Below are 23983 nucleotides of genomic sequence, written 5' to 3'. Positions count from 1 at the left end.
GAATAAGAAAAGGGGGATCCGTTTTTACTTGTTGTTTTGTCTTCTATTTATCTCTTTTTCTTTGTAAGACCACTCTCCGGCATCGAGCGTGGCAAAAAAAGTAGTGTTACTGTCCATAAGTTAGTCCTCTTGAGCGCAGCGAAAAGGACCGCGTACTGTTGCGATTACATCGCAACTCCCAGGAAATCTTCGATTTCCTGTAATCCCAAAGCGCAATTCGGGCGAGGCACAATTCGGGCGAGGTACAATTCGGGTGGCTCAACCAGGGAGAGTCACGATTCGGGAAACGTATGTTCAAGAGTAAAAATAAAATACTATTGAAATAAAAATAGCCATGCAATCATATATAGAACAAAACCCAAAGAGTATGAGTACCATGACCCCCACAGACAGGGAAAATCCCACTTACCCGACATTCATCGTAGGCATAGAACCGCCAGCCGGAAGGACCGAAAAGGCTCTCTGGTTTATTTTCCGGGGCCGTGATGTTCTTCTCAAAATTAAGAAAAATCCCGGAGCTATTCCAAAGCTGCTGGACCCTGGGGAGCTGGGGCTGCCTTCAGTCCGGGAACAGTACCTTGGTATGCTTGAGGGGATGCACTGCTATTCTGTGGAACTTCCTGAGGATACTCCGGCTCCCGAGGGGATGGAATTTGTTGACCTCAAGCAGGCACATTCGGAGATCAGTGAAGGGTGCTTTGAGCTTGTAAATAAAGCCGTGCAGATAATGGAGTGGGACAGGACAAACCAGTTCTGCAGCAGGTGCGGAACAAAGACCTACAGGAAACCGGGAGAAAGGGGAAAGGAATGCCCTGAATGCGGAGAGCTTTTCTATCCCAGAATCTCACCTGCTGTCATCGTGCTTATCAGGAAAGGGCATGAGGTTTTACTTGCAAGGTCCCCTGGTTTTCCCAAAGACCTGTACAGCCTGATAGCCGGCTTTGTCGAGCCGGGAGAATCGGCTGAGGCAGCGGTTGCCAGAGAAGTCTGGGAAGAAGTCGGAATTAGAGTAAAAAACATTACTTACTTCGGGACGCAGGCGTGGCCTTTTCCGAATTCCCTCATGATCGGCTTTACTGCAGAATATGATTCAGGGGACATTCGGCCCGACGGATTTGAAATCGAGGACGCAAAGTGGTTTTCAGCAGATTATCTGCCTGTCCTGCCCGGAAAGATCAGCATTTCAAGAAAACTGATTGACCACTACCTCAAAGAAGAAGGGATGGAAGTTTAAGAGCCTATTAAGAGCTTTTGTATTGTTTGATAAGAAAGTCTCTGATAAGGAAAGTTTCTGATTAGGAATGGGTCTGGTTTGATAAGTGCTTTACTTGAACCCGATTCATCCAACTGAAACTTTTCAACTGCAACCTTTTTCAGGACTCAGTGACTATCTAACGTTTATTCTCGTCGTTTTCCCCAAACACTGCCCCCAGCATCAATCCCAGAGCAGGCCCGAGAGCGACTCCCAGAACTATATTATCCATCAAGATGCCTATTATCAAACCCAATGACATGCCGAGGGAAAGACCAGGCCACATTGCATTTTCGTTTTCATTTTCGTTCTCATTTTCGTTTCCATTTTCGTTCCCATAGCTTTTTGTGCATTTGACAGTCTTATTGAAATTTTTTCCCAGCCGGTAGGAGATAATGAAAAGAGCTACAAATGTGATGGCTAAAATTACAATTATTGGGAAAGCAGCTGGATTGCTCATCATTCTAAATTTATCACTTTAATATAAAAAGAGTTTGAAGCGGGGGTAACTGGCTGGCTGGAAATTCTCCCAAATCTCATTTTTTGTATTTTTGCAGTCTTTACATTTTTGCAGTTCCGGCGTATCGCATGAGCTCAATCGGAATCATGGAACTTTCTTTCCAAAAACAATATTAAATTAGGTCTCATACTCTCTGATTCAGAAGTTTCAGGAAAAAACCGATAGTACACAGAAGCTTCTGTAAATTATGAATCATTCTGTCTCTTTATTATGTTATAAAGAAAAGCCCCACGCTATTAATTGCTTTTTAATATCCCTTAATTCATCATCTGAAAAGGCAAGCCCCTGATAATGACGCATAGAGGTTAAGGAATCATGACCCTGCCGTAAACATACGGTAGACTCAACAACCCCGGAAGCAATTAACCAGGACTCCAATGTTTTTCTACTTGACTTTACAGAAAGACCATAAGGGTTTATGCCTGCAGATACAGCCCATCTCTGAAGGTTTTTATTCCAGGTACTTTCTAAGGGAGGTCTACGGGCCTGCCAGAAGTCTTCAAGCAAATAACTGAACATGGAAGGAAGAGGATGAATAGTTCTTTCAAGCTGTCTCCTTTTGTGCTTCCCCCGGCAGGTGGATTATATTATTTCTCATTATATCAGTACACAATTTTGATTCCAAGAACCCGCGCAGCAAGTTCTATTGCCTGCCCGGCATTGACTATAGCCCCTCTGAGTTCATTGTGCGTATCGGATACTGTGATCCCATCAATGATACAATCCGATAAGTCGATGTCTTTGAGTAAGGCTTTAAAGAAATCCGCTCCTGCGAAATTAACCGCCTTCAGCGTGGGCTTCTTTAACCGAATCTCGGATAAGAAGGCTTCCGTAAAATTACAGTCAAGAATGGTGCAGTTTTCCAATACGGAACTTGAAAAATCTGCATATCGAAAGGAACCGTCCGCTAAAGAGGTTTCTTTCATGTTGCTCTTGCTGAAGTTACTGCCATCGCCTTTGCACGTTAATATTTTGGAGCCTTTCCAGTAGCTTTCCGTAAAACTGCAATTCGCAAAATTGCAGTTATCAAACACCGAATTGTAAAAGCTGGTTTTTGAAAAATCACATTTGCTGAACTGGCATTGTATAAACTGCACCGATTCAAATTCAATCCTTGCGATATCGACGTCCGAAAGCACCTCGCCTTCAAAGCGCATCCTTTCTATAAAATTGTCATCAGATTGTGCGGCTATAATTCTGCTTTCCAACATGCTTCCATCTCCGGATATTGATGTTTCCAAATGATTATACTGTATAGGATTTCACACTAGCAGGTAAACCTATAGTTTTTCCGATTCTGTTGTAAAAATTACAAATATAGAAATAAAAATTTAGTTTCACAGCAAAGAACCTAAAAAACGCACATGAAATTTTCCAAATAGCAGGCAGAAAAAATGAAAGCACTTGAGAGCACTTTTATGCCACAGAAGAATGGTCCTCAGATAACATTTTTCAATTTTCTTTTATACAACACATTAGAAGGAACAAAGAAAATACATAGGTTTTACATGAAAACCTGTGCATTTTTCAATTCAAATTTAATATGTTCCCATCCTTAAATGGGCAAAATAATTTCAGGAGGAGATATCTTTAAAATTATTTAAAAAGAAATCTACTATCTCTTTTTTACTTTCATATAGCATATTATTTGCTTGTTTTATTTTTTGGAGCCTATTTTTTACTATTTGTAGTTCAATGAATTCGTTAAGGTTTTTATAATTGAATTTTTTAATTGTTCTGTATCCATAATCTCCTAAAGTTTGGCTGTAAACCTCGCATGTAAATTTTTCAACAAATTTAGTTAACCCTTCATCAGTATTTATTAAATTTTCAACATATGTATTCCAGCTTTTAGAGTCATCCCACTCTTTCCATCTAAAGAGAATGCTGACAAAATTTTCATTATTTATTAGCCTTCCCTCTTCTACGAATTCTTTTATTTTACTCACACACAAATCCTGTAATTCTTTGAGAGTATCAGCAGGAATTAATCTGTTTTCTTCTTGTGATTTTGATTCCGAGAAGACAATTCCCACTGGACCTTCTAACCCTTTAGAGTGAGAAATAGTTTTTTTCAAAAGCTCGTAATTTCTTGTAGTTTCTTGTTGTCTTTTCAAAATCTGAAATATAATCCTTTTGGCATCCGTACCAGCCCCCCCTAAATACCACATCCCTTTAGGTTCATTTGAAAGCAAATCTGAAATGTCAAACAATACTTGTACTATATTTTCTGCATACTCTACGCTAAAATAATCCTCGTCATCTGCGTAGTCTTGAAGACGTTCTAGTACCCGATGAATTTTTTTATCATCAACATATCCCAGTAACGAATTTTTGAATTGTTTTGGATTATTTATTTGCTTCAAAATCAAATCCAATTCATATTGGCTTAATTCTTCCTCATCACCACCAGGAATTAAAGTGAAGTATGCATCAAAGTAATCAGTAGCACATACTCTTAGCTGCTTGTTCCATTTAGATTGAAATTCCGGTGCATAACTCATATTTCCAAAGATAGTTGACATTTGAGGAAACAAAACAAATAAAAGAGATCTCAAATCACTACGATAACTTATATCAACTTTACTCAAAGCTGCTTCAATTTCTTCTTTTGCACTATTTTCTCTATTCCCTATGGATGTAAAAAGATTATTTTTTGACTTCATAAAAGAATAGAACTCTGGGCAGAATACGCGTATTGATTCGATGGCTATGAAATCAATTGGATTTACTTCCATTGACTCTTCCTTATGCATCAGAGACATATTAAACTCTAAACTATTAGAAAATCTATTTATATCTCTAATATTCTTAAAAAAGTTTTTGAATCCTGAATGATAAATATTTGACCAATATAACTCATCAAAATACTTATTATATGATTCCGGCAAAGTTGATAATATTCTATCCAGCTCATTAAGTAAAATCCTGTTTATCTTATATTGCTTTACATATGGAATATTGAAACTGACCTGAATGATTTTATTAAGATAATCTCTTCCAGAAACATCTACTTGCTCGTTAAGATTTTTTGTAACTACTTGATCGTCAAATGCTAAAATATATAATGTATTTGGAAAATCAGCAATAACCTTAACGAGTTTAAAAATTTGTTTTATTTCTGATTGTGACAGTCGATCAATATCATCGATTACTATTATTATTTTTTTATCCAGTTGTTCTAAAATCCCAGACAATTCTTCTTTAAGCCCATTGAGGTCTTTTTCGATATATTCTCCTGACTTTGTTGAAGCATCCCCAATTGATTCACACAAATCTGAACTCAATGATGCTATTTCACCTACACCTGGAATATATGTGAGGGGCTTTACTACCTTTGCGTATGTTTGCAGTAATTTTCCTACATCTTTTAAGACTTTTGAATTATTACCCTTTCCAAGGGTTGAAGACAATTGATCAAAGAAATGAACTATGAGTTGATTTTGTTCAGAAAAATTCCAAGGGTTAAATCTTACAATAATAGGCTTACAATTATCATCTAAACCTGAAGTTTCTTCTATACATTCTATTATCATATTGATTAATGATGTCTTCCCTGATCCCCATTGTCCATAAAGCCCTATAACTAAGCTATCTTTTTTTTGAATCTCTAATATTTTTAGACATAATGATCTTGCAAACTCTTTTCTACCTAATGAGTCTTCAGAACATAATTTTATAGGTTTATCTGGTTGAAACATTTTTCACACCTACTATGCTATCTACTTGCCAAATTCGCCAAAAATATTTTAGTGTTAAAAATTCTGTTATTATCATATAAATTGTTCTTTGAAGGGATATTGATCTTAAAGGTTTTATTAGATCTTAGAATCATTTTCATTCATAGGTTTCACATGAAAACCCGTGTATTCTGATTCCACAAAAATTATTTTCTCCGGCCCCACAAAGAAAATTTTAAAGAACTTCTTATTGTCATGCCTGCCAGATAATGTCGTACGAAAATTTTCAATTAAAACTTACATTTTTGAGTTTTGTATAGAAAGTCGGAATGATTAATAAGAGTGCGAGTTATGGGATATTATATAGAGAATTTTTCTATTAAATATTTTGAATGTTGTTGAGAAATAAATTGCTGAACAGTATTCAAAATCGAGAAATTTAGGGGTTGCAAACATGCCTGGACTTAAGTCCGGAGTATAGTGATTACAAATTAAAAGTGGTATTCTTGAAAGAAATTAAGAAAAGAAGCAGGAATATTTCACTAATTATATTAGCATTTTTAATTTGTTCAACTTTTATGCTAATTGCTCTAACTTATCCGAATTACCACGAGACGATGACGGAAGCACAAAAGCAATTACTTGCGAACAGTACTATTTTGAAAACAGAATATGGGGATATTGAGTATGCTGTAGAGGGAGAAGGGACGCCGGTCTTATTGATACATGGTGCAGGAGGCGGCTATGATCAGGGACTCTGGTTGGGGAAAGTATTTTTCGGGGACGATTATAAATTCATCTCGGTTTCACGATATGGCTATCTTCGATCATCCATTCCGGATAATGCTTCAATTGAAGCGCAAGCTGCTGCGTATAAAGTTCTTCTGGATAATTTAAGCATAGATAAAATAACTGTTGTTGGCGCATCAGCTGGAGGTCCATCAGCCACTCAGTTTGCAAATGATTATCCTGACAGATGCTCAGCATTGATATTGATTTCCGCTGTAAGTATGGGCCCGGCACCAGGCGACCAGGATCCTTTTTATGTTGGTATTATTCACACTATCCAGCAATCTGATTATGCATACTGGATTGTCACAAGATTTTTTCAATCTACAATTCTGGACCTTATGGGAATTCCAACACAGGTGTACGAAGCATTTAATCCGGAACAGAAAGAATTGGCACAGGAAATGCTTGATATAATGCATCCGATGTCTCAAAGGTATAAAGGCACCATAAACGATGAAAAAATGATTGAATTTTATACCGTACCTGCAGGCAATCTTCGTGCACCAACATTAATTATCCACGCTAAAGATGATGCGCTGGTAAGTTACAAACATGCGGAAAATGCTCACAGTAAGATAAACCAGTCGCAACTGGTCTTATATGATACTGGAGGGCATGGAATGTTATCTCAAATGAACGGGACGAGAGTGCTTATGAAAGAATTTCTAAATGAATCCACCTATTAAACCGTGTGGAATTGAACATTTAACTAACCTATTTCCAAAGGCTGTTGAGGATCGGCAGGCTGAGGGAAGAAATTTCAGCATTTGCAGCAAGATATCAAGCAACAGTTAAAGTTCTCGAGCATGGAGAGCATTACTTCCATACGGAAGAACAATTGCAGATGTTTGATATATGGACGGATGAAAATCTGCTGTGAAGTAGCGTAGAAAATGAGCAAATCCTCCATTAAGGAAATAGTAGAAGGAAACAAGACTTCCGGACCTACAATTATTATATGAAAAAACCTATGCTATTTCTATGTCAAGGAAGCTACAAGATTCTGCTTTTCGCTTATTGAAGAAAGCATCCGACGAAATCGATAAAGAACGATATAAAAAAGCCTTTGAAAACCTTGATGAGGTAGAAAAGATCGCAGAAGAGGTAAAGGACCCTGAGATTTCATACCATCTCCTGTTTTTTAAAGGTTTTGCAAAATACAAAATTGACGAACTCGAAGAGTCGCTTGCACTTTTCGGAAAGGCGCTGGAAATTAGCTGGGAGTTCTTTTCAAAAGAACCGGAAAAAGAAGATTACCAGTCTTTTATAGGAGACACGATTGGAAGTATTGGAGATATACTTTCGAAGTTCGAAGATCCCGAAAAAGCAAAAGAATACATCTATCCGATGAAAGGGATATTTGAAAAAGCGGTCCTGGGCTTTGAGAAATTATTGAAATCAGATCCCGAAAATCCAGGATACCTGGAAGAATTCCTGAGAACGATCGAACACATAGGGCTCTGTTTTGAAGCCGGAGAATTAATCGAAGACTCAGTCCCACTTTTCTATAAAAGATATGATGTCATTGAGAAATTGCTCAAAAGTGAAACGGAAATGTCCGAACACCTCAGCAGCCTTGATGATTCGCTTATGAACTTTGGAAGGATCTGCGATGAAGAGGGATATTTAGAAGAGGCAAAGCACGTTTATGACCGGGCAATAGAGATTTACGGAAAAGTCCTCGATAAAGACCCTGAAAATTCCGAAACCAAAGTTTACCTGAGCTACGCATACCGTTACCTTGCCGCTCTGTATTCGGACCTGGAAAATCTCGAAAAGGCAGAGGAATGCTATAAAGAAGCATTGTGCCTGCTGGAAAGTGAGATCGAAGAGGAGCCTGAAATCATTGAAATTTCTGAAAATATTCCAGTTTCCAAAAACATTCCGTTTTCTATGGCCCTTGCAGATATGTACAAAGACACAGGTTTAATATTTTCAGATACGGAAGATGCCACAAAAGCCAGGGACTACTATACGAAAGCAAGGGAAACTTTCCGGGGGCTGATGGATAAATACCCGGACCTGCTGGGAGACGATGAAAACCTTGCCAGGGCTTTAGATGAACTTGCAGAGCTGTTTTCGGAGATCGGAGACCTCGAAAATGCAGAAACCTGCTATAAGGACGAACTGCAGGTCTATGAAAACCTGCTGCAAAAAGAACCTGAAAACCCTGAATACTCCCTGAAGCTTTCCGATGTATACAGGGAACTTGGAGACATTTTTGCTGAAGATGACGAAATTGAAAAGGCAAGAGCTTATTATGAGAAGGAAATCGAAATATACGAAACCCTTCACCCCACGGACGCCGATAAGCTCATGTTAGAAGCTAATAAGGCTGATACCTGGAACCAGATCGGGAATCTCTATGCAGAAGAGGAGCCTGAAATTGCAATGCATTACCACGAAAGGGCTCTCCCCGTATTTGAAGAAGCCTTCGAATCTGATCCCGAGAACGAGTTTTTCCATGAGGGGCTTCTCGAAACCCTGACCGGTCTGGGACTGCTGTTCAAAAACAGTCGAGAATTCGGAAAAGCAATCCTGGAGTATGAAAGGGTCCTGGAAGTCCAGAAACAGCTCCTTGAACTGATGCCTCCGGAAAGCTGCCATATGGGCCATGATCTTGAACATGAACATGAACATGAACATGAACATGAACATGAACATGAACATGAACATGAACATGAACATGAACATGAACATGACCTGGATATGGAAACTACATACTTTGAACTTGGAGTTCTGCATTCCGAAATTGGAGACGAAGAAAAAGCCAGCGACTACCACAGGCAGGCTCTTGAAAGATTTGATCAGATAATTGCCGAACAGTTTGAGGACCCGGAACTCATAATCCTTACATCAAGTAAGGCATTCTTTTTAGGAATGACCCTCCTTGAAAAACTGGAGTCCGAAAATAAAGACTCAAGCATTGCCAGAAAATACTATGAACTTGCCCTCAGAACCATTGAAAAATTATATGAAGCCTACCCGATGAACCTGAAGCTTCAGGAGATGCTTGCCAGTTTTTCCGAACAAATTGGGGACATATACAGGGATGCCGATAAACTGGAAGAAACAATCCCGGAATATGAATATGCATACAGAAGCCTCAAAATCCTGTCAGAAAAAGACCCTGAAAACCCCCTGCACCTCCATCATATGCTTGGAGCTCTGAATAATATCGGGATCGGATATTCGGTTACGGATCAGCAGGAAAAAGGAAAAGAGTGCTTTGAAAAAGCCCTTGCCCTTAACGAAAGCCTGGCAAAATCCGACCCTGAAGACCTTGATCCCCTGAAAAGAAATATTATGCTTTTCAGCAACTACGCAAATCTCCTTGAAGAACTGGGGGATTCCGAAACTGCAAAAGAATACCGTAAAAAAGCTGAAGAGATCGACGCAAAAATGGCTGAAGAAGACCCGGAATGGGTTTCCCCACTTGAAAACATCTGATGTCGAAACCAGAGAAATCTGCGGGCACTCGCTGCCCCATCCTATTTTTTTAATCAGCCTCTGAAAACCCACCAGAGGCTCACGAATAGGTCACCTAAAACAAGCAGGAACCTGAATCCTTCGGCCCCTTCTGATTGAAAAACCCTTTATTTCGACCACATTTCCTTCGATCACATAAAACACAGAACTGTGAATTTCTATAACCCCGCAACATCTAAAGATGAATAACACTTAGATGAATAACACTTACTTGATAGCGGTAAGTTTTACAGCGTCTTATGTATTAATCTAAGGTTAACTCAAATTTAATTCAAATTCTTTTTCATCAGGAGGGATTTAAACGGCAAGCAAAGTCTATTTTGCAGACCTGAGGGCACAAAACCCCCGGGATAACAACATAAGTAAGATACAGAGGCTTTTTGACGCTGCAGGTTTTGTAGAACTTTTAGGGGTAGACGACCTGACAGCAATCAAGATCCATTTTGGGGAATACGGAAACGACGGGTATATCAACCCGGTCTTTGTCCGGCAGGTGGTTGAAAAGATCCGGGCAGCCGGGGCAAAACCTTTTGTTACGGACACAAATACCCTTTATTCCGGGAGCCGGCATAATGCAGTCGACCACCTGACGACAGCCATTGAGCACGGTTTTGATTATTCGGTCATCCGGGCTCCTCTCATAATCTCGGACGGGCTAAGGAGCCAGAACGTCGCAGAGGTCGAGATAAGGCAGAAGCACTTCAAGACCGTGAAAATCGGGTCCGACATCGTTGCAGCCGACTCTATGATCGTGATGTCCCACTTCAAGGGGCATATTGTTGCAGGGTTCGGGGGTGCGATCAAGAACCTGGCAATGGGCTGTGCGCCTGCGGCTGGCAAAAAGGACCAGCACTACCCTACAAGCCCCCACGTTGTTGAAGCAAAGTGCATCGGCTGCGGGAAATGCGTGGAAATCTGCCCTGTGGGAGCTGCATCCCTTGAAGGTGAAGTCTCCAGGATCGACCCCGTCGTCTGTATCAGCTGCGGGCAATGCATGGAAGTCTGCCCCGAAAGCGCTATCGACCTTAACTGGGAACAGGACATCCCCGAATTCCTGGAGTGCCTGACCGAATACGCATACGGCGCCGTAAAAGGAAAAGAGGGCAGGGTAGGCTATATCAATTTCCTGCTCAAAATCACCCCGGACTGCGACTGTGTGCCCTGGAGCGACGCCCCAATCGTGCCTGACATTGGAATCCTTGCATCAACCGATCCCGTGGCCCTGGACCAGGCAAGCTACGACCTTGTGAACAGGCAGAAAGGGCTTGTAGGCTCTGCTCTTCACTGCAACCACGAAGCCGGGGCTGACAAGTTCAAAGGGGCCTGGCCTAAAGTTGACGGCACCCACCAGCTTGAATATGCTGAAAAAATAGGATTTGGGAGCAGGGATTACGAGCTTGTTGAGATATGAGTTAAACAGTTTTTGAGTAACTCTTTCTCATTATTTTTTTAATTTTTTGTCTGTTTTAATTTTTTGTCTTTTTTAATTTTTGTGCTTTAAGGAAAGCATTTAGGGAATCATAACTCAACAGGTCACGTGAAACATTGCAATGACCCTGCCTTTGTCTTTGTTCCAGAGTTTGATTGCTTTTTGGGTTGGAAGGAGTTTTACCTTGCAGTCTTTTTTCCTGAAATAGTTCTTTGCTTTTTTCGAAAGCTCTACATAGCCGGTCTGTCCAGTCCCCATGATGAGCTTTTCTGCCCCCTTTTCGTAAATGTATTTCGCTTCGGCAAGCGAGATTTTATGGGATGTCCCGTAGAGTTTTTTCGAGAGCTTTTTCCTGCGCTTTTCGACCTGTCCGTCCAGGCGAATTAGGATGTCGTGCCCGAAGGTCTTTCTTTTGACCGTAATCGAACCGAACCTTGTGGAATTAATCTCTGGTTTCATGATAATCCTCTTTCAAAACAAAAAGATCTGCTCCGGACACCGAAACAAGGGCCTCTGCAGGAAGAGAAGACGGCAGGTAATATTGTGTATGAGACCACAGGCTTATTACCCTGCAGGAAACAAATGCACAGCACAAACAGGACACAATATTGTTACATCCATTTTGTTACACCCATTTTCATAATCCCATAGTCTGGAACAGGGGGTTCCGTATAATGATTCAAGAAGCCATGTTTTACGAAAAGCTTGCCGAAAACAAAGTCCGCTGCAGCCTCTGTGCCCACCGCTGCAAAATCAACCCCGGAAAGCGGGGGATCTGCGGAGTAAGGGAAAACTGTGAGGGAACGCTCTTTTCCCTGGTTTACGGAGCAGTTGCAAGCGAGTCAGTTGCACACATCGAACAAAAGCCTCTTTATCACTATTACCCCGGCTCCGTCGCCTATTCCGTCGGGACCATAGGCTGCAACTTCAGGTGCAGGCACTGCCAGAACTGGACGCTTTCCCAGGCTTCTCCGGAAGATGCTGACCTGGGGACGCTCAGCCCCTCCCAGCTTATTAACCAGGCTAAAATGGCGGGTTGCCAGTCAGTCTCCTGGACCTATAACGAGCCCACCGTCTGGTATGAGTATACTTACGACGGGGCAAAACTTGCAAAGGAAGCAGGTCTCGGGACAAGCTATGTGACAAACGGATACATTACCCCCGAAGCCCTTGAGCAGATCGCCCCTTACCTGGATGCCTTCAGCGTGGACATCAAGGGCTTTTCCGAAGCATTCTACCGGGACGTCTGCAGTGCAAAACTGGCTCCTGTACTCGAAGCTACCCTACTTGCAAAGAAACTCGGAATCCATGTGGAGGTCGTAAACCTGGTCATCCCCACCCACAACGATTCTCCTGAAGAAATCAGGGAACTTTCCCGCTGGGTTTACGAAAATCTAGGGAGGGATACCCCTCTTCACTTCAACCGCTTCCACCCTTACTACGAGATGAAGGACCTGCCTCCAACGCCAGTGGAAACGCTGGACAGGGCACGCTCGATTGCAATTGAGGAAGGGATGCGTTTTGTATATGTGGGCAATGTACCGGGCCACCCCCACGAACATACTTACTGTCCCGAATGCGGGACCTTGCTGATTTCAAGGGGGTTTTTTGAAGTACAGGAATACAACCTCACCTCAGAGAAGGCCTGCCCGAAATGCGGGGAGAAGATCCCTATTGTGGGGGAGTATGCCGGAAACAGGACCCATATTCCGGATGTAGAAAAGGAACCATATTCCGAATATAGAAAATAGGGACCATATTCCGAATATAGAAAATAGGGACCATATTCCGAATGCAGAAAATAGGGGCCATATTCCGGATGCAGAAAATAGGAACCATATTCCGGATGTAGAAAACAGGTGAACTAAGAATATCCATATAAGATCAAGTTTAGTTGATTTATTCTCAAATCTATTTTTTAAAAAGATACATATAGAAGATTCCTCCAGTTAATATATGATATAATATTACCCAATTTTACTGGAGATGAATGTAAGTGACCATCTGGGAATACGATGTTAAAGAGATTAGGTTCAGTGAGTGGTCAAAGACAAAAGAAGACCTTAACCACTTTGGGGTTGAAGGCTGGGAACTGATCAAGTTTTCAAACGAGATCGATGAAAATGGCATGATCACAGCTGTTTTCAAAAGGCCGGTTGATTACGTTGATGCAGCCTTCTAAAACTCTTTTTTCTTCCTATCAAAAATTCTGAAGAATTATCCTTTTACTCTTTTATTCTTTCTCATCCATTTTCAGCTTGCCGTAAAAACCTCAATTGCCTTCTAACTCAGGTAATTGTGACATATTAAAGCCAGAATTTGATTTTCAGCATTCGGTTCTTTATTTTCAGGTCATTTTTCAGTTCTTATTTTCAGGTTATTTTCAGGTTATTTTCAGGTTATTATCAGGTTATTTTCAGGTTATTTTCAGGTTATTTTCAGGTTATTTTCAGGTCATTTTCAGGTCATTTTTCAGATCATTTTTCAGTTCTTATTTTCAGGTTATTTTCAGGTTTTTTACTGCCGATTCAATTTCATTCTAAGGCAGGATTTCCGTGTAGTAGCACATTTAGTTAACAGTGTTTACTTGTATTGCCATAAGAAAACTCTTTTATCTTATTAAATATTACAATATTTTAGAAAAATAATAATTATAAATGCAAATGCATCTGGAGTTATAGTCTTGGAAAAAAGATCTACCAGGTTTGGCTTGAACACACTTAACAGGGGCATCCGGAGTCCTTTTAAAGGCTTGAAATTCTCCGGTTTTTGATCTCCGGCATAATTCCTTTAAAAAGGATGAACTGACGGCAGGTTCCAGAGAATCTGTACCGTTAAAATATCTCCATCAAACTGCCTCCCATTAACTGTATCTCATTTAACTATTTCCAACTAAACTGTCACTCCATCGACCTAAATTCTATCAAAAGTTCATTCGTGAAGTTTTCTCCCATCAAAAATTGAGGATTATCTATGAATCGGAGTTATTGAGGATTATCTATGAATCGAAATTTCAAGTTCATATTGGTCATTTGTATGCTGTTTGCCGTAATCGGAGCAAGTGCCTGCATAGGTGAAGAAAAAGACGGGACTGCAAAAGGCGCAGGTTCCGGAGAAAACTCCCCGGAGCTTGTCGTGGGTATAGGTACGGATGTCAACAACTGGTACCTTGACATGTTTGCAGCGGGAGATGCACGTTTTGTCTGGTCTCAGGTCTATGAAACCCTTGTGAGGCTTGATTCAGACCTGAACGTTATCCCCGGGCTTGCGGAATCCTGGGAAACCCCTGATGACGGAAAGACCTGGATATTCCACCTGCGCGAAAATGTGACTTTCCATGACGGGACGCCCTTTGATGCGGATTCGGTTGTTTTCTCTTATTCCAACCAGTCCTATGTAAGGCAGGCAGTCTTAAAACCTGTTCAGAGCGTGGAAGCTCTCGATACTCACACTGTCAAATTCGTCCTGAAAAAACCCATGCCTCTGCCTTTCTACCTGACCCATATAGCCTGGCCTGTAATGGGACCGGGCTGTCTTGACGCCGAAGGGAATTTCATCAAACCGGTGGGTACAGGACCGTTTAAGTTTGAAACGCAGGCAAAGGATCAGGAAATAGTACTCACAAGAAATGAAGCCTACTGGGGAGAAAAGCCGCTGCTTGATGAGGTTACTTTCAAGGTAATCCCGGAGGCGACTACAAGGGTTATTGCCCTTGAAACCGGCGAGGTGGACATGGTCATCAAGGTCCCGGAATACGATGTCAAAAGGCTCGAAGCCGAAGAGGGTATCCAGGTCCACAGGAAACTTACGACCTTCACGGACTTCCTGCAGTTCAACTGCGACAAATCTCCCTTCAATGACACGAGAGTACGCCAGAGTGTTGCTTATGCAGTCGATACTGAAACTCTCGTAAACGAAGTGCTTGAAGGCATCGGGGAACCGGCAGGCGGAAGGCCCTATTCTCCTGTAATGATGTACTCTGACCCTGACCTTAAGACATATACGCAGGACATCGATAAGGCGAGGGCTCTCCTTGAGGAAGCCGGGTGGAAAGATTCTAACGGGGACGGGATTGCAGAAAAAGACGGAAAACCCCTCCATGTGTCCCTGATAGTGAGTAAAGGAGTCTGGGCAGCCAGGCATAACCCTATGGCTCAGGTTGTACAGGGGACCCTTCGGGAAGTTGGAATGGATGTAGATATCCAGGTGCTTGACGAAGGAGCCATAAGCAAACTCGAAAGCACAGGGGACTTTGGCATGATACTCAGAAGCGGCTATTTCGTCTGGGGTCCCTACCCGAAGCACTTCTTCGTGCACCGTTCCGGAAGCCCTTATTCTCATTACCACAATGAGACCTATGACCAGCTCGTCGATACAGCCGATATGACTATTGATACACAGAAACAGGAAGAAATCTACCATTCCCTGCAGGCCTTTGTGATAGAAGAAGTTCCGGCTTTTTACCTTGTGCATGAGGAAAAGGTCGTTGCAACCGGCCCTTCGGTAAAAGGCTATACCATAAGCTCTGAAGACCCCTGGCTGAACCTTTCAGGGGTCTACCTGGAAAGGAAGTAAAGCTGGAAAAGAAGTGAAGATAAAAGCCCGGAAGATACCCATGTGGAAGTACATAGCAAAGCGCCTCGCAATGGTTTCCGTCGTAATAGCGGGAGTCACGCTTGTAGCTTTTTCTGCGATGTACCTTGCTCCCGGCGACCCTGCAGAGGTTATAGCCCTGGCAAGGTATGGGGAAGACCTGAGCGCCAGCCAGGTTGAAACCCTGAGGGAAACGGAAGGGCTTGATGCTCCTGTGCATGTGCAGTACCTCATATGGCTTAGCCACCTGCTTCGGCTGGATTTTGGTAAATCTCTTGTGACCTCAGAAGATGTCCTTACCGAAATCCTCCAGAAACTGCCTGCAACCGCAGAACTTGCAATTGCCAGCCTGCTGATTTCCCTTATAATCGCCCTACCTGCAGGGATCCTGAGCGCACTCAGTAAAAACACCCTGCTTGACAAAAGCTGCATGTTTGTTTCTCTGGTAGGCGTTTCTATCCCGAACTTCTGGCTTGGGCTTCTCCTGATCTGGTTTTTTGCCCTGACCCTCCACATGTTCCCCAGTTACGGGTACGGAAGCCTGAAACAATTTGTTCTTCCTGCCCTTACCCTTGGCACCTCAATGTCTGCGGTTACTGCGAGGCTTACCCGTGCAAGCCTTCTGGAAGTACTGGGGCAGGAATATATTGTGGCTGCCCGCGCCAGGGGTTTTGACGAACGTACCATCCTTTTCCGGCACGCTCTGAAAAATGCTTTCCTCCCGGTTGCCACATTTGCAGGAATGCAGTTTGGCTACCTTCTTGGAGGAGCCGTGGTTGTAGAAACCATCTTTTCCTGGCCCGGCATTGGAAAACTTCTTGTTGACTCGATTTTTGCGATGGACTTTTCCATGGTCCAGGGCTGTGTTCTTTTTATTGCAGTGCTCTTTTCCCTCTCCAGCCTTGCCGTCGATATCCTGTATGCAGTGCTTGACCCGAGGATCAGATATGACAGGCGTGATTAAAAGATGACAGGCGTTATTGAAAAAACTGAGATTACAGAAAAGGCATACCTGGCTGAAAAAAGGCTGAATTTCGGGGAGTTAGGGAAGAACAGGCTTGCAGTCTCAGGCATCCTGCTTATCGCTGTCCTTTGCGTTCTGGCCCTGTTTGCCCCCAGGATCGCTCCGCATGACCCCCTTGTCCAGAGGCTTGACAGCAGGCTTCTTTGTCCTTCTTCCGAATATCCTTTCGGAACCGATGAGCTTGGGCGCTGCATCTTTTCAAGGGTTATCTACGGAACACGAATTTCTCTCGGAATCGGACTTCTTGTAGTTGCAGCAACGTCCGTTGCAGGCACAGCCATAGGGTTGATTTCAGGGTACAGGGGAGGCTTGCTCGATGAAGTCATAATGAGAGGAGTGGACGTCGTAATGGCTTTTCCCAACATCATCCTTGCCCTTGTGATTGCAGGGCTGCTTGGCCCGGGCTTTTCAAGTGTTGTCCTTGCCCTTGCCTTTACCCAGTGGCCTGCTTATGCCAGGCTTGTACGCGGGCAGGTGCTGTCTCTCAGGAAGAGGGCTTTTGTGGAGGCTGCAAGGGCTCTGAGGCCCTCAAGCTTCTACATTATGCGAAAACATATCCTTCCAAACTGCATGGAACCTGTAATCGTGCTCGGAACCCTTGAGATTGCACACGTTATAATCTTTGCTTCAGCCCTGAGTTTTCTCGGGCTCGGGATCCAGCCCCCTGACCCTGAATGGGGCTCCATGCTCAAAGCCGGGATCCCATACCTCCGTACAGCTCCCCATCTCACCTTTTTCCCGGGCCTGATGATAATATTCACAGTCTTTGCGTTCAATTTTGCAGGAGACGGTTTGAGGGACAGCCTTGGGCAGCCTGCAGATCAGGAGGTGCTGGCAAGGTGAGTTCTCCCCTTCTCTCAATAGAAGACCTGAACATCTCTTTCAAAACCTCAAAAGGCATTGTAAAAGCCAATCAGGGTATCTCCCTTGAAGTCAGGGAGGGGGAAATTCTGGGACTCATCGGGGAAACAGGCTGTGGAAAAACCACCCTTGGAAAAGCCATTTTGAGGCTGCTCTCAGGTAAAGCAACCCTGGAAGGAAAAATAGTGTACAGAGGTACGGATCTCCTTACCCTTCCCGAGAAGGAAATGAGGCGCTTTCGGGGAAAGGAAATAGGAATAATGCTCCAGAACCCTTCAGCCTGTCTCAACCCTGTCCTTTCTGCAGGAAGCCAGATTGCAGAAATCTACCGCTACCACGAGGGTATGGAAAAAAAGGAAGCCGAAAAGAAAGCCGGAGAAATGCTTGAGCTTGTGGGGATAAGTTCTTCCCGGGGGTGCGAATACCCGCACCAGTTTAGCGGCGGGATGCTGCAGAGGGTCATGGTCGCAATAGGGCTTGCCCTCAGGCCCGGACTTCTGATCGCAGATGAACCAACAAAAGGGCTTGACACGGACACGAAATTGCAGATTGTGAAACTGATTGCCGGGCTTGTCCGCAAGGAAAATTCTTCCATGCTCCTGATCACGCACGACCTCGAGATTGCCGGCAGGCTCGCGGACAGAATTGCAGTCATGTACGCCGGAGAAATCGTTGAAATCGGAAAGGCGGCTGAGATCATTTCTAACCCCAAACATCCTTACACCCTTGACCTGCTGCACTCGCTTCCCGGAAAGGGGTTCAGGACCGTTTCAGGGCAACCTCCGAGCCTTGTTTCCCCTCCTTCCGGCTGCAGGTACCATCCGCGTTGCAGTTTCCGGCTTGAGGCCTGCTCGCAGGTCCATCCGGCACTTATGGGGCTTGAAGGTGAGCGCCTTACCCGTTGCTTTCTCTCTGAAAAGGGCAGGATAAATGAAACTGCAGCACAGCCTTCCCTTAATGCACAGTCTGCTCTCAAGTGTGAGGAGGAGTAAACATGGCACTGTTGAAGATAGAGGACCTGAAAAAGTACTATTATTCAGGGCTGTTCAAAAAAGAGGTCCACAGGGCGGTTGACGGAATCAGTTTTGAGATCGGGAGAGGGAAAACCCTGGGACTTGTCGGGAAAAGTGGCTGCGGAAAATCCACACTTGGGAGAACGGTTTTGAGGCTGCTGGAGCCCACTGCTGGAAGAGTCCTTTTTGATGGACAGGACATCTCAGGCTTCAAAGGCAGTACCCTGAAAAACCTGGGGACAAAAATGCAGATTATTTTCCAGAACCCGGAATCCTGCCTGAACCCGAGGATGAAGGTCTATGATGCCATTGCAGAACCTCTGAGGCTTCACAGGCTCTGCGAAAGAGACGAAGAACGGGGACGGATACAGGAGCTTATCGAGGCTGTTTCCCTGAGTGAGGAACTGCTTTTCCGCTATCCCGGAGAATTGAGCGGGGGGCAGCTCCAGAGGGTTGCAATAGCCAGAGTCCTTGGCATGAAACCGGAATTCATAGTTGCGGATGAACCCACTTCCATGCTCGACCCGCTTGTCCAGGCTCAGGTCCTTTTCCTTCTCAAAAAACTGCAAAACGATTATGGAATCAGTTTTCTATTCATCTCCCACGATATGCAGGTTGTGGACTGGATGAGTGATGAAATCGCTTTCATGGAGGAAGGAAAAATTGTCGGTTTCAGGTAGTGGTGCGGGGCAAGAATTTGTAACCTCGTACCCGATTTACCTGTTTTTACTTACTTCATTTTACTTAGTTTACATTTACTTTAATAGAACCTGTGAAATTTTATTAGAAACTGTCAAACTTTACTATAAACTATAAATCGTGTCCTGTTGGACCAGAAAGATGTGTAGAAGAAGTAATGAATAAGAGAAATAGTATAGAAAATAGGAGAAATGGTATGGAAAATAAAGCTCAAAATCAAACTGAAACGTCTGTTGACCTAATGCAAAAGCCTGTGGTAGATGCCGACCGATTATTCAAGCTTGTTGATTCCTCTGTCCAGGGTCTGAGAGAATGCAAGCTCATTGCTGCGGCTTTTGAGCTTGGAGTGTTTGAAGCTCTTAAAGTCCCCTTATCAGCAGGAGTCCTGGCTAAAAAACTTGGCTGTGATCCTGTGCTTATGCCCCACTTTTGCGAGTCCCTCCACAATCTCGGGTTCCTTGACAGGTTTGAGGAAGGGGCACATGAGGAAGAGGAAAATGAGCAGAGGGAGGAAAAAAACGAAGGCGAATCCGAAGCTGGATTTGAGGGCAAAAACCCTGATCCCGGAGAAAAAAATGGTGGGGCAGTGTACCTGGTCTCGGAACTCAGTGCAACGTATCTTCTGGAAAGCTCTCCGTTTTCTCAGCAGCATTACCTTGCCGAAAGGCTCAGGAATGTTGAACTCTGGGTCAGGCTTCCACAGATTATGAAGACTGGACCTGAGATTGTCGAGAAAGGGCCTTTTTTCGGGGAGGTCGTCCAATGTATGGCTGAAAACGCTCGCTGTGGGCTGCTTCAGGAAACGGTCCGGGTTGTCCAGGAAAATGTGGATTTTACAAATGTCAAAAAGCTGCTTGACCTCGGGGGAGGACACGGACTCTATGCAATCGCTTTTGCAAAATTAAATGAAAACCTTCAGGCTTTTGTTTTCGACCTCCCGCCTGTTACGCAAAAGACAAAAGATTTCATAGAAAAGTATGGAGCTTCAAGAGTGGATATAATTCCCGGGGACTTTTTTAATGATGAAATCGGAAGCGGATACGATGTTATATTTTCGTCCTTTAATCCCGGAGGAAAAGTGCCTTCCCTTATCCCGAAGATTTCCGAAGCCCTGACTCCCGGAGGCGTTTTTGTGACCAGGCAGGTCCCGGATGAAAAAATGAAATCCAGCCCTCTTCTCAGCCTTGACTGGAACCTCTGGACTTTTGAAGACGTAAAAAAAGGAGGATCAGGATACAGTTTTGAAAACAGCGTCCCCTTTACCGAATATATAGAGATGCTGGGCAGCTACGGGCTTGAAGTCTTCCGGGCCCTTGACATGAAGGACGGGTCAAGGATCGTGTTTGCCTGGAAAGTAGACTGAATTTTGCAGGGTAAGCATAGTAATTCCCCTGCAATATTTTTCCGCCGCTGGGAGGCTACTTACAGGCTTGAAAATGCCGATATCGGCTTAAGCATGGAACTTGAAGAAAACACTTTTTTGATATGGACACCGTAGTCCCGTTAGGGATAATTGTTAATTAACCTGTTTCTAGTTTCATGAAGCACGTATTTTCCGGCAGGAAAAACGGATAACTCAAAAATCCTGATTGGAACAAATCAAAGAGCCTACCTGTTTTCCCGCACCGGACTGAATAAAATCTCTAACGGCAACCGTTATTACCCAAAAAAACAATCATTCTATGGGGATTGTTGTGATAAAAGAAGCCATGTTCTACGAGAAACTCGAAGCTGATAAAGTACATTGCGGGCTCTGCGCCCACAGGTGCAAAATCGCCCCGGGAAAGAGGGGATTTTGCAGGGTCAGGGAAAACCGGGGAGGTAATCTTTATTCTCTTATTTACGGTACGGTTTCCAGCGAAGCTGTGGACCCTATAGAAAAAAAGCCGCTTTATCATTTCTATCCGGGGTCTTATGCATACTCAGTGGGGACTGTCGGATGCAACTTCCGCTGCAAACACTGCCAGAACTGGACCATTTCCCAGACCTGCGTGGAAGACTCTTACACAACAGATATCCTTCCGGAAGAGCTGGTGGAAAGGGCGCTTATTTCGGGATCGAGGTCAGTTGCCTGGACCTATAACGAGCCCACGATCTGGCACGAGTATACATACGAAAGCGCAAAGCTGGCAAAGGACGCGGGCCTTGCGACCGTCTACGTGACCAACGGCTACATGACCCCGGAAGCCCTCAGGCACATTGCCCCCCGGCTGGATGCTGCCAACATCGACATCAAGGCTTTCACTGAAAAGTTCTATCATGACGTTGCCAGCGCAAAACTGGCTCCAGTGCTTGAGTCCTCCATCCTTGCAAAGGAGCTCGGGATCCATGTGGAGATAACGACCCTCATCATCCCGAAACACAATGACTCTCTCGAAGAGCTCCGGGAACTTTCGAAATGGATCTACAAAAACCTCGGGCCTGACACTCCCCTCCACTTCACGCGCTTCCACCCCCAGTACCAGATGCAGGACCTCTATCCGACACCTGTAGAGACCCTCGTGACCGCCCATAAGATCGCAACTGAAGAAGGAATGAAGTATGTTTATGTAGGGAATGTCCCGGGGCAGGAATACAACAATACCTTCTGCCCGAACTGCGGTAAAGTGTTGATCTCTCGCGGTTTTTTTGATATCGAAAAGTACGAAATCACTCCTGAAAAGACCTGTCCCGTGTGCGGGGAGAATATCCCTATCATTGGAGAGTATGCGGGCTCAAAACAGGTATTAGATGAAGATGAATATTGAAAGCGGTTCCTGATTAACTGATTTATCTATTCCGGAATCCCGAATGAAATATATTGGTTATCTCTCCCTGCTCCGCGGGGGGGTTATGGCTGGCCTGCTCACAAGAAAAAAGCGAGAAAATAGGCACCGCAATTAAGAGGGGCTATATGCTGAAGAAATGCTCCCTGGGCTGAGAGAATACGTTCCCTAACTTCCAAAAACCGATTTCCGATTTACAAGGTAAATATAAGCGCCCCCGCCAGCTTGTCTGGCGACCCTGCAAAAAAAGCAGAAAAAACAGATTTGAAAGAGAACTTAGACCGAAATTTATGCAGATTTGAGCTGTCGGGTTCTCGTTCTAACTCAAAAGAGCCCTCAACCGCATTTATTATACCTTTTTTCTTCCTTTTCGTCTTTTTGGGAAAGACCGCTCTCCTGCGTCGAGCGGGACAAAAAAGACGTGATAAAGCGAATAAGGTTGTACGGATCAGAAATATTGTAATTTTAGTCCTTTTTTAGTCCTCTTAAATGTCAGAAAAGGTATTTTCCGCACCCTTCTTCAAAGATTTTTATTATCCCTGCCCTCAGGGAAGGCGTATATTTGTCAGGTTCGATTTTAACAGCCCTGTGCAGGTCTTCAAGTTCCACCCACTCAACTGAAACGGCTTCCTCAGGATCATGCCGGATAAGGCTTGCTGTTTCTTCCGAACATCTGCCTGAAAATACCGTATGGTAGGCTCCTTTGTTTTCGAAGATGCAGGGGATTTTGAACAATTTTCCGAAAGGGACTGAGATTCCTATTTCCTCAAGCATCTCCCGCGCAATGCAGGTCTCGTAGGATTCATCTGCGACAGTGCCGCTTACGGAGTATGTGTAACGGTTCGGATACCATTTTTTTTGAGATGCCCTTTTCTGGATAAGCATTTTGTTTTCTGGATTCAGCAGGATTAGATGGGAGGCCCTGTGGATGTGGTTTCCCGAGTAAAAGTCCTCCCTCGGGCGCAGTCCAAGAAAGTTATCATTTCTATCAACTTCACTGATCAACTCTGTCACAGGGGACCTCCGGATTACCTTTGATCTTCAACACGGATACTGCAGAATTAGAAAGACAATAAAAAGAAATTCCGAGAAATTAATTAAAAAAATGAAATGATATGAAAAAAGAAAATTTTATTTTTCGAGCGCTTTCAGGGTTCTGAGACCTCTTTTGGCTTCTCTGCAGATCTCTGGATCTCTTCAAGCAGCTGGTCGTCAGTCTTGCCTTTTATGTCAAGCCCAAGCTTCTCAGCAGTTTCCTGTACCTTGGTCTTTGGAGCTACGGGTTCCTTTAAGGATTTCTCAAAATCCTTCAGGTTCTGTTCGGATTCTTTCTGGGCTTTTTTGAATTCTCCCACCGAACTTCCCATGGACCGTGCAAGTTCAGGGAGTTTGCTTGCCCCAAACAGGAGCATAACTACTGCTAATATAAGTATCAGTTCTGTGGGACCTACCCCGCCAAACATATCTATACCTCGAATCTTTACCTTTTTTCTGGTGTTTTTAAGTTTATCAGTAAATTAAGTAGATTATAATACTTTTAGTAGAACAAAAATTATTCTGAAAAACTGCTGTTTAGCAGAGAATGAGGATTTACTTCTACTATATAAACCTTTTATTTTATATTTATTATTTGTCGTATTTTTATATATTTAGTTATTTAGTTATTTATGTATTTATTTATTAAATTAGTTATTTATTTAGTTGTATATTTACTTGTTTATTATACCAACTCTTAAGAACTTATGCTATTTTTGTTTATAATCAGTAACTGAAGCTTTGAACCCATATACAGTAAGCTTTATTATTCCGGGATTTTTCCATTGGTACCGGAAGCTTCGTGATTTTCTATATCCTGTCTCTTATACA

General features: G+C 43.5%; 20 protein-coding genes. 13 read left to right on the top strand and 7 right to left on the bottom strand.

Annotated features, from left to right (window positions below):
* Positions 1–376 precede the first annotated feature (376 nt).
* Positions 377–1234: an NAD(+) diphosphatase gene (nudC, locus tag EO95_RS02340; protein ID WP_048131769.1), complete on the top strand. Its 858-nt coding sequence runs from the start codon at positions 377–379 to the stop codon at positions 1232–1234.
* A 157-nt stretch (positions 1235–1391) separates the two neighbouring features.
* Here the strand turns inward: nudC and EO95_RS02335 are convergent, their stop codons facing one another.
* The 4 genes from EO95_RS02335 to EO95_RS02320 form a co-directional block, all read right to left on the bottom strand.
* Positions 1392–1715 carry a hypothetical protein gene (locus EO95_RS02335; protein WP_048131767.1) on the bottom strand — a complete coding sequence of 108 codons (324 nt, stop codon included), beginning with the start codon at positions 1713–1715 and terminating at the stop codon, positions 1392–1394.
* 270 nt (positions 1716–1985) lie between these two features.
* Positions 1986–2279, bottom strand: coding sequence for a hypothetical protein (locus tag EO95_RS02330; RefSeq protein WP_200894981.1), 294 nt, complete (start codon positions 2277–2279; stop codon positions 1986–1988).
* A 95-nt stretch (positions 2280–2374) separates the two neighbouring features.
* Positions 2375–2983, bottom strand: a complete 609-nt coding sequence (locus tag EO95_RS02325) for a pentapeptide repeat-containing protein (protein ID WP_048131765.1) — start codon at positions 2981–2983, stop codon at positions 2375–2377.
* 363 nt (positions 2984–3346) lie between these two features.
* Positions 3347–5473 (bottom strand): P-loop NTPase fold protein, encoded by a 2127-nt coding sequence (locus tag EO95_RS02320; protein ID WP_048131763.1) that lies wholly within the window; start codon positions 5471–5473, stop codon positions 3347–3349.
* 485 nt (positions 5474–5958) lie between these two features.
* Between EO95_RS02320 and EO95_RS02315 the strand changes: the two genes are divergently transcribed.
* The 3 genes from EO95_RS02315 to EO95_RS02305 all read left to right on the top strand — a co-directional run bounded on the left by EO95_RS02315 (position 5959) and on the right by EO95_RS02305 (position 11144).
* Positions 5959–6930 carry an alpha/beta fold hydrolase gene (locus EO95_RS02315; protein ID WP_052733460.1) on the top strand — a complete coding sequence of 324 codons (972 nt, stop codon included), beginning with the start codon at positions 5959–5961 and terminating at the stop codon, positions 6928–6930.
* Between the two features lie 331 nt (positions 6931–7261).
* Positions 7262–9694, top strand: coding sequence for a tetratricopeptide repeat protein (locus tag EO95_RS02310; RefSeq protein ID WP_048131761.1), 2433 nt, complete (start codon positions 7262–7264; stop codon positions 9692–9694).
* A gap of 367 nt (positions 9695–10061) precedes the next feature.
* Positions 10062–11144 carry a DUF362 domain-containing protein gene (locus tag EO95_RS02305; protein WP_048131759.1) on the top strand — a complete coding sequence of 361 codons (1083 nt, stop codon included), beginning with the start codon at positions 10062–10064 and terminating at the stop codon, positions 11142–11144.
* A 114-nt stretch (positions 11145–11258) separates the two neighbouring features.
* Here EO95_RS02305 and EO95_RS02300 read toward each other — a convergent pair whose 3' ends face one another.
* Positions 11259–11621: an Mth938-like domain-containing protein gene (locus tag EO95_RS02300; RefSeq protein WP_048131757.1), complete on the bottom strand. Its 363-nt coding sequence runs from the start codon at positions 11619–11621 to the stop codon at positions 11259–11261.
* Between the two features lie 215 nt (positions 11622–11836).
* Between EO95_RS02300 and amrS (EO95_RS02295) the strand changes: the two genes are divergently transcribed.
* From amrS (EO95_RS02295) to amrS (EO95_RS02255), 9 genes are all read left to right on the top strand, one after another.
* On the top strand, positions 11837–12913 hold the full coding sequence (amrS, locus tag EO95_RS02295; RefSeq protein ID WP_048131755.1) for an AmmeMemoRadiSam system radical SAM enzyme: 1077 nt from the start codon (positions 11837–11839) through the stop codon (positions 12911–12913).
* 245 nt (positions 12914–13158) lie between these two features.
* A complete protein-coding gene (locus tag EO95_RS02290) occupies positions 13159–13344 on the top strand; it encodes a hypothetical protein (protein WP_048131752.1) in 186 nt (61 codons plus the stop codon).
* Between the two features lie 818 nt (positions 13345–14162).
* Positions 14163–15737, top strand: coding sequence for an ABC transporter substrate-binding protein (locus EO95_RS02285; RefSeq protein ID WP_048131751.1), 1575 nt, complete (start codon positions 14163–14165; stop codon positions 15735–15737).
* 13 nt (positions 15738–15750) lie between these two features.
* Positions 15751–16719, top strand: coding sequence for a nickel ABC transporter permease (gene nikB / locus EO95_RS02280; RefSeq protein WP_235282824.1), 969 nt, complete (start codon positions 15751–15753; stop codon positions 16717–16719).
* Between the two features lie 3 nt (positions 16720–16722).
* On the top strand, positions 16723–17622 hold the full coding sequence (gene nikC, locus EO95_RS02275; protein WP_048131749.1) for a nickel ABC transporter permease subunit NikC: 900 nt from the start codon (positions 16723–16725) through the stop codon (positions 17620–17622).
* Positions 17619–18632: an ABC transporter ATP-binding protein gene (locus EO95_RS02270; RefSeq protein ID WP_048131747.1), complete on the top strand. Its 1014-nt coding sequence runs from the start codon at positions 17619–17621 to the stop codon at positions 18630–18632. The genes nikC and EO95_RS02270 overlap by 4 nt, the downstream gene beginning before the upstream one ends.
* 2 nt (positions 18633–18634) lie before the next feature.
* Entirely contained in the window at positions 18635–19333 is a 699-nt protein-coding gene (locus tag EO95_RS02265) for a dipeptide/oligopeptide/nickel ABC transporter ATP-binding protein (RefSeq protein ID WP_048131745.1), read from the top strand.
* 215 nt (positions 19334–19548) lie between these two features.
* Positions 19549–20715, top strand: coding sequence for a methyltransferase (locus EO95_RS02260; protein WP_048131743.1), 1167 nt, complete (start codon positions 19549–19551; stop codon positions 20713–20715).
* Positions 20716–21034: 319 nt separating this feature from the next.
* A complete protein-coding gene (gene amrS / locus EO95_RS02255; protein ID WP_048131742.1) occupies positions 21035–22099 on the top strand; it encodes an AmmeMemoRadiSam system radical SAM enzyme in 1065 nt (354 codons plus the stop codon).
* Positions 22100–22609: 510 nt separating this feature from the next.
* On the opposite strand, the gene EO95_RS02250 is transcribed toward amrS (EO95_RS02255), so the two are convergent.
* Both EO95_RS02250 and EO95_RS02245 read right to left on the bottom strand, forming a co-directional pair.
* On the bottom strand, positions 22610–23131 hold the full coding sequence (locus EO95_RS02250) for a Nudix hydrolase (RefSeq protein ID WP_235282823.1): 522 nt from the start codon (positions 23129–23131) through the stop codon (positions 22610–22612).
* Positions 23132–23265: 134 nt separating this feature from the next.
* Positions 23266–23580: a twin-arginine translocase TatA/TatE family subunit gene (locus EO95_RS02245; protein WP_048131740.1), complete on the bottom strand. Its 315-nt coding sequence runs from the start codon at positions 23578–23580 to the stop codon at positions 23266–23268.
* Between the last annotated feature and the right edge of the window lie 403 nt (positions 23581–23983).

This window comes from Methanosarcina sp. 1.H.T.1A.1 (assembly GCF_000979295.1).
Lineage (GTDB): Archaea > Halobacteriota > Methanosarcinia > Methanosarcinales > Methanosarcinaceae > Methanosarcina.
This window is presented reverse-complemented; position numbering and strand designations above follow the sequence as displayed.

What these genes read in the sequence shown, in the direction of transcription:
- nudC (WP_048131769.1), top strand. Translation starts at nt 377, where the DNA reads ATGACCCCCACAGACAGGGAAAATCCCACTTACCCGACATTCATCGTA.
- EO95_RS02335 (WP_048131767.1), bottom strand. Translation starts at nt 1,715, where the DNA reads ATGATGAGCAATCCAGCTGCTTTCCCAATAATTGTAATTTTAGCCATC.
- EO95_RS02325 (WP_048131765.1), bottom strand. Translation starts at nt 2,983, where the DNA reads ATGTTGGAAAGCAGAATTATAGCCGCACAATCTGATGACAATTTTATA.
- EO95_RS02320 (WP_048131763.1), bottom strand. Translation starts at nt 5,473, where the DNA reads ATGTTTCAACCAGATAAACCTATAAAATTATGTTCTGAAGACTCATTA.
- EO95_RS02300 (WP_048131757.1), bottom strand. Translation starts at nt 11,621, where the DNA reads ATGAAACCAGAGATTAATTCCACAAGGTTCGGTTCGATTACGGTCAAA.
- amrS (WP_048131755.1), top strand. Translation starts at nt 11,837, where the DNA reads ATGATTCAAGAAGCCATGTTTTACGAAAAGCTTGCCGAAAACAAAGTC.
- EO95_RS02285 (WP_048131751.1), top strand. Translation starts at nt 14,163, where the DNA reads ATGAATCGAAATTTCAAGTTCATATTGGTCATTTGTATGCTGTTTGCC.
- nikC (WP_048131749.1), top strand. Translation starts at nt 16,723, where the DNA reads ATGACAGGCGTTATTGAAAAAACTGAGATTACAGAAAAGGCATACCTG.
- EO95_RS02265 (WP_048131745.1), top strand. Translation starts at nt 18,635, where the DNA reads ATGGCACTGTTGAAGATAGAGGACCTGAAAAAGTACTATTATTCAGGG.
- EO95_RS02260 (WP_048131743.1), top strand. Translation starts at nt 19,549, where the DNA reads ATGGAAAATAAAGCTCAAAATCAAACTGAAACGTCTGTTGACCTAATG.
- amrS (WP_048131742.1), top strand. Translation starts at nt 21,035, where the DNA reads ATGGGGATTGTTGTGATAAAAGAAGCCATGTTCTACGAGAAACTCGAA.
- EO95_RS02245 (WP_048131740.1), bottom strand. Translation starts at nt 23,580, where the DNA reads ATGTTTGGCGGGGTAGGTCCCACAGAACTGATACTTATATTAGCAGTA.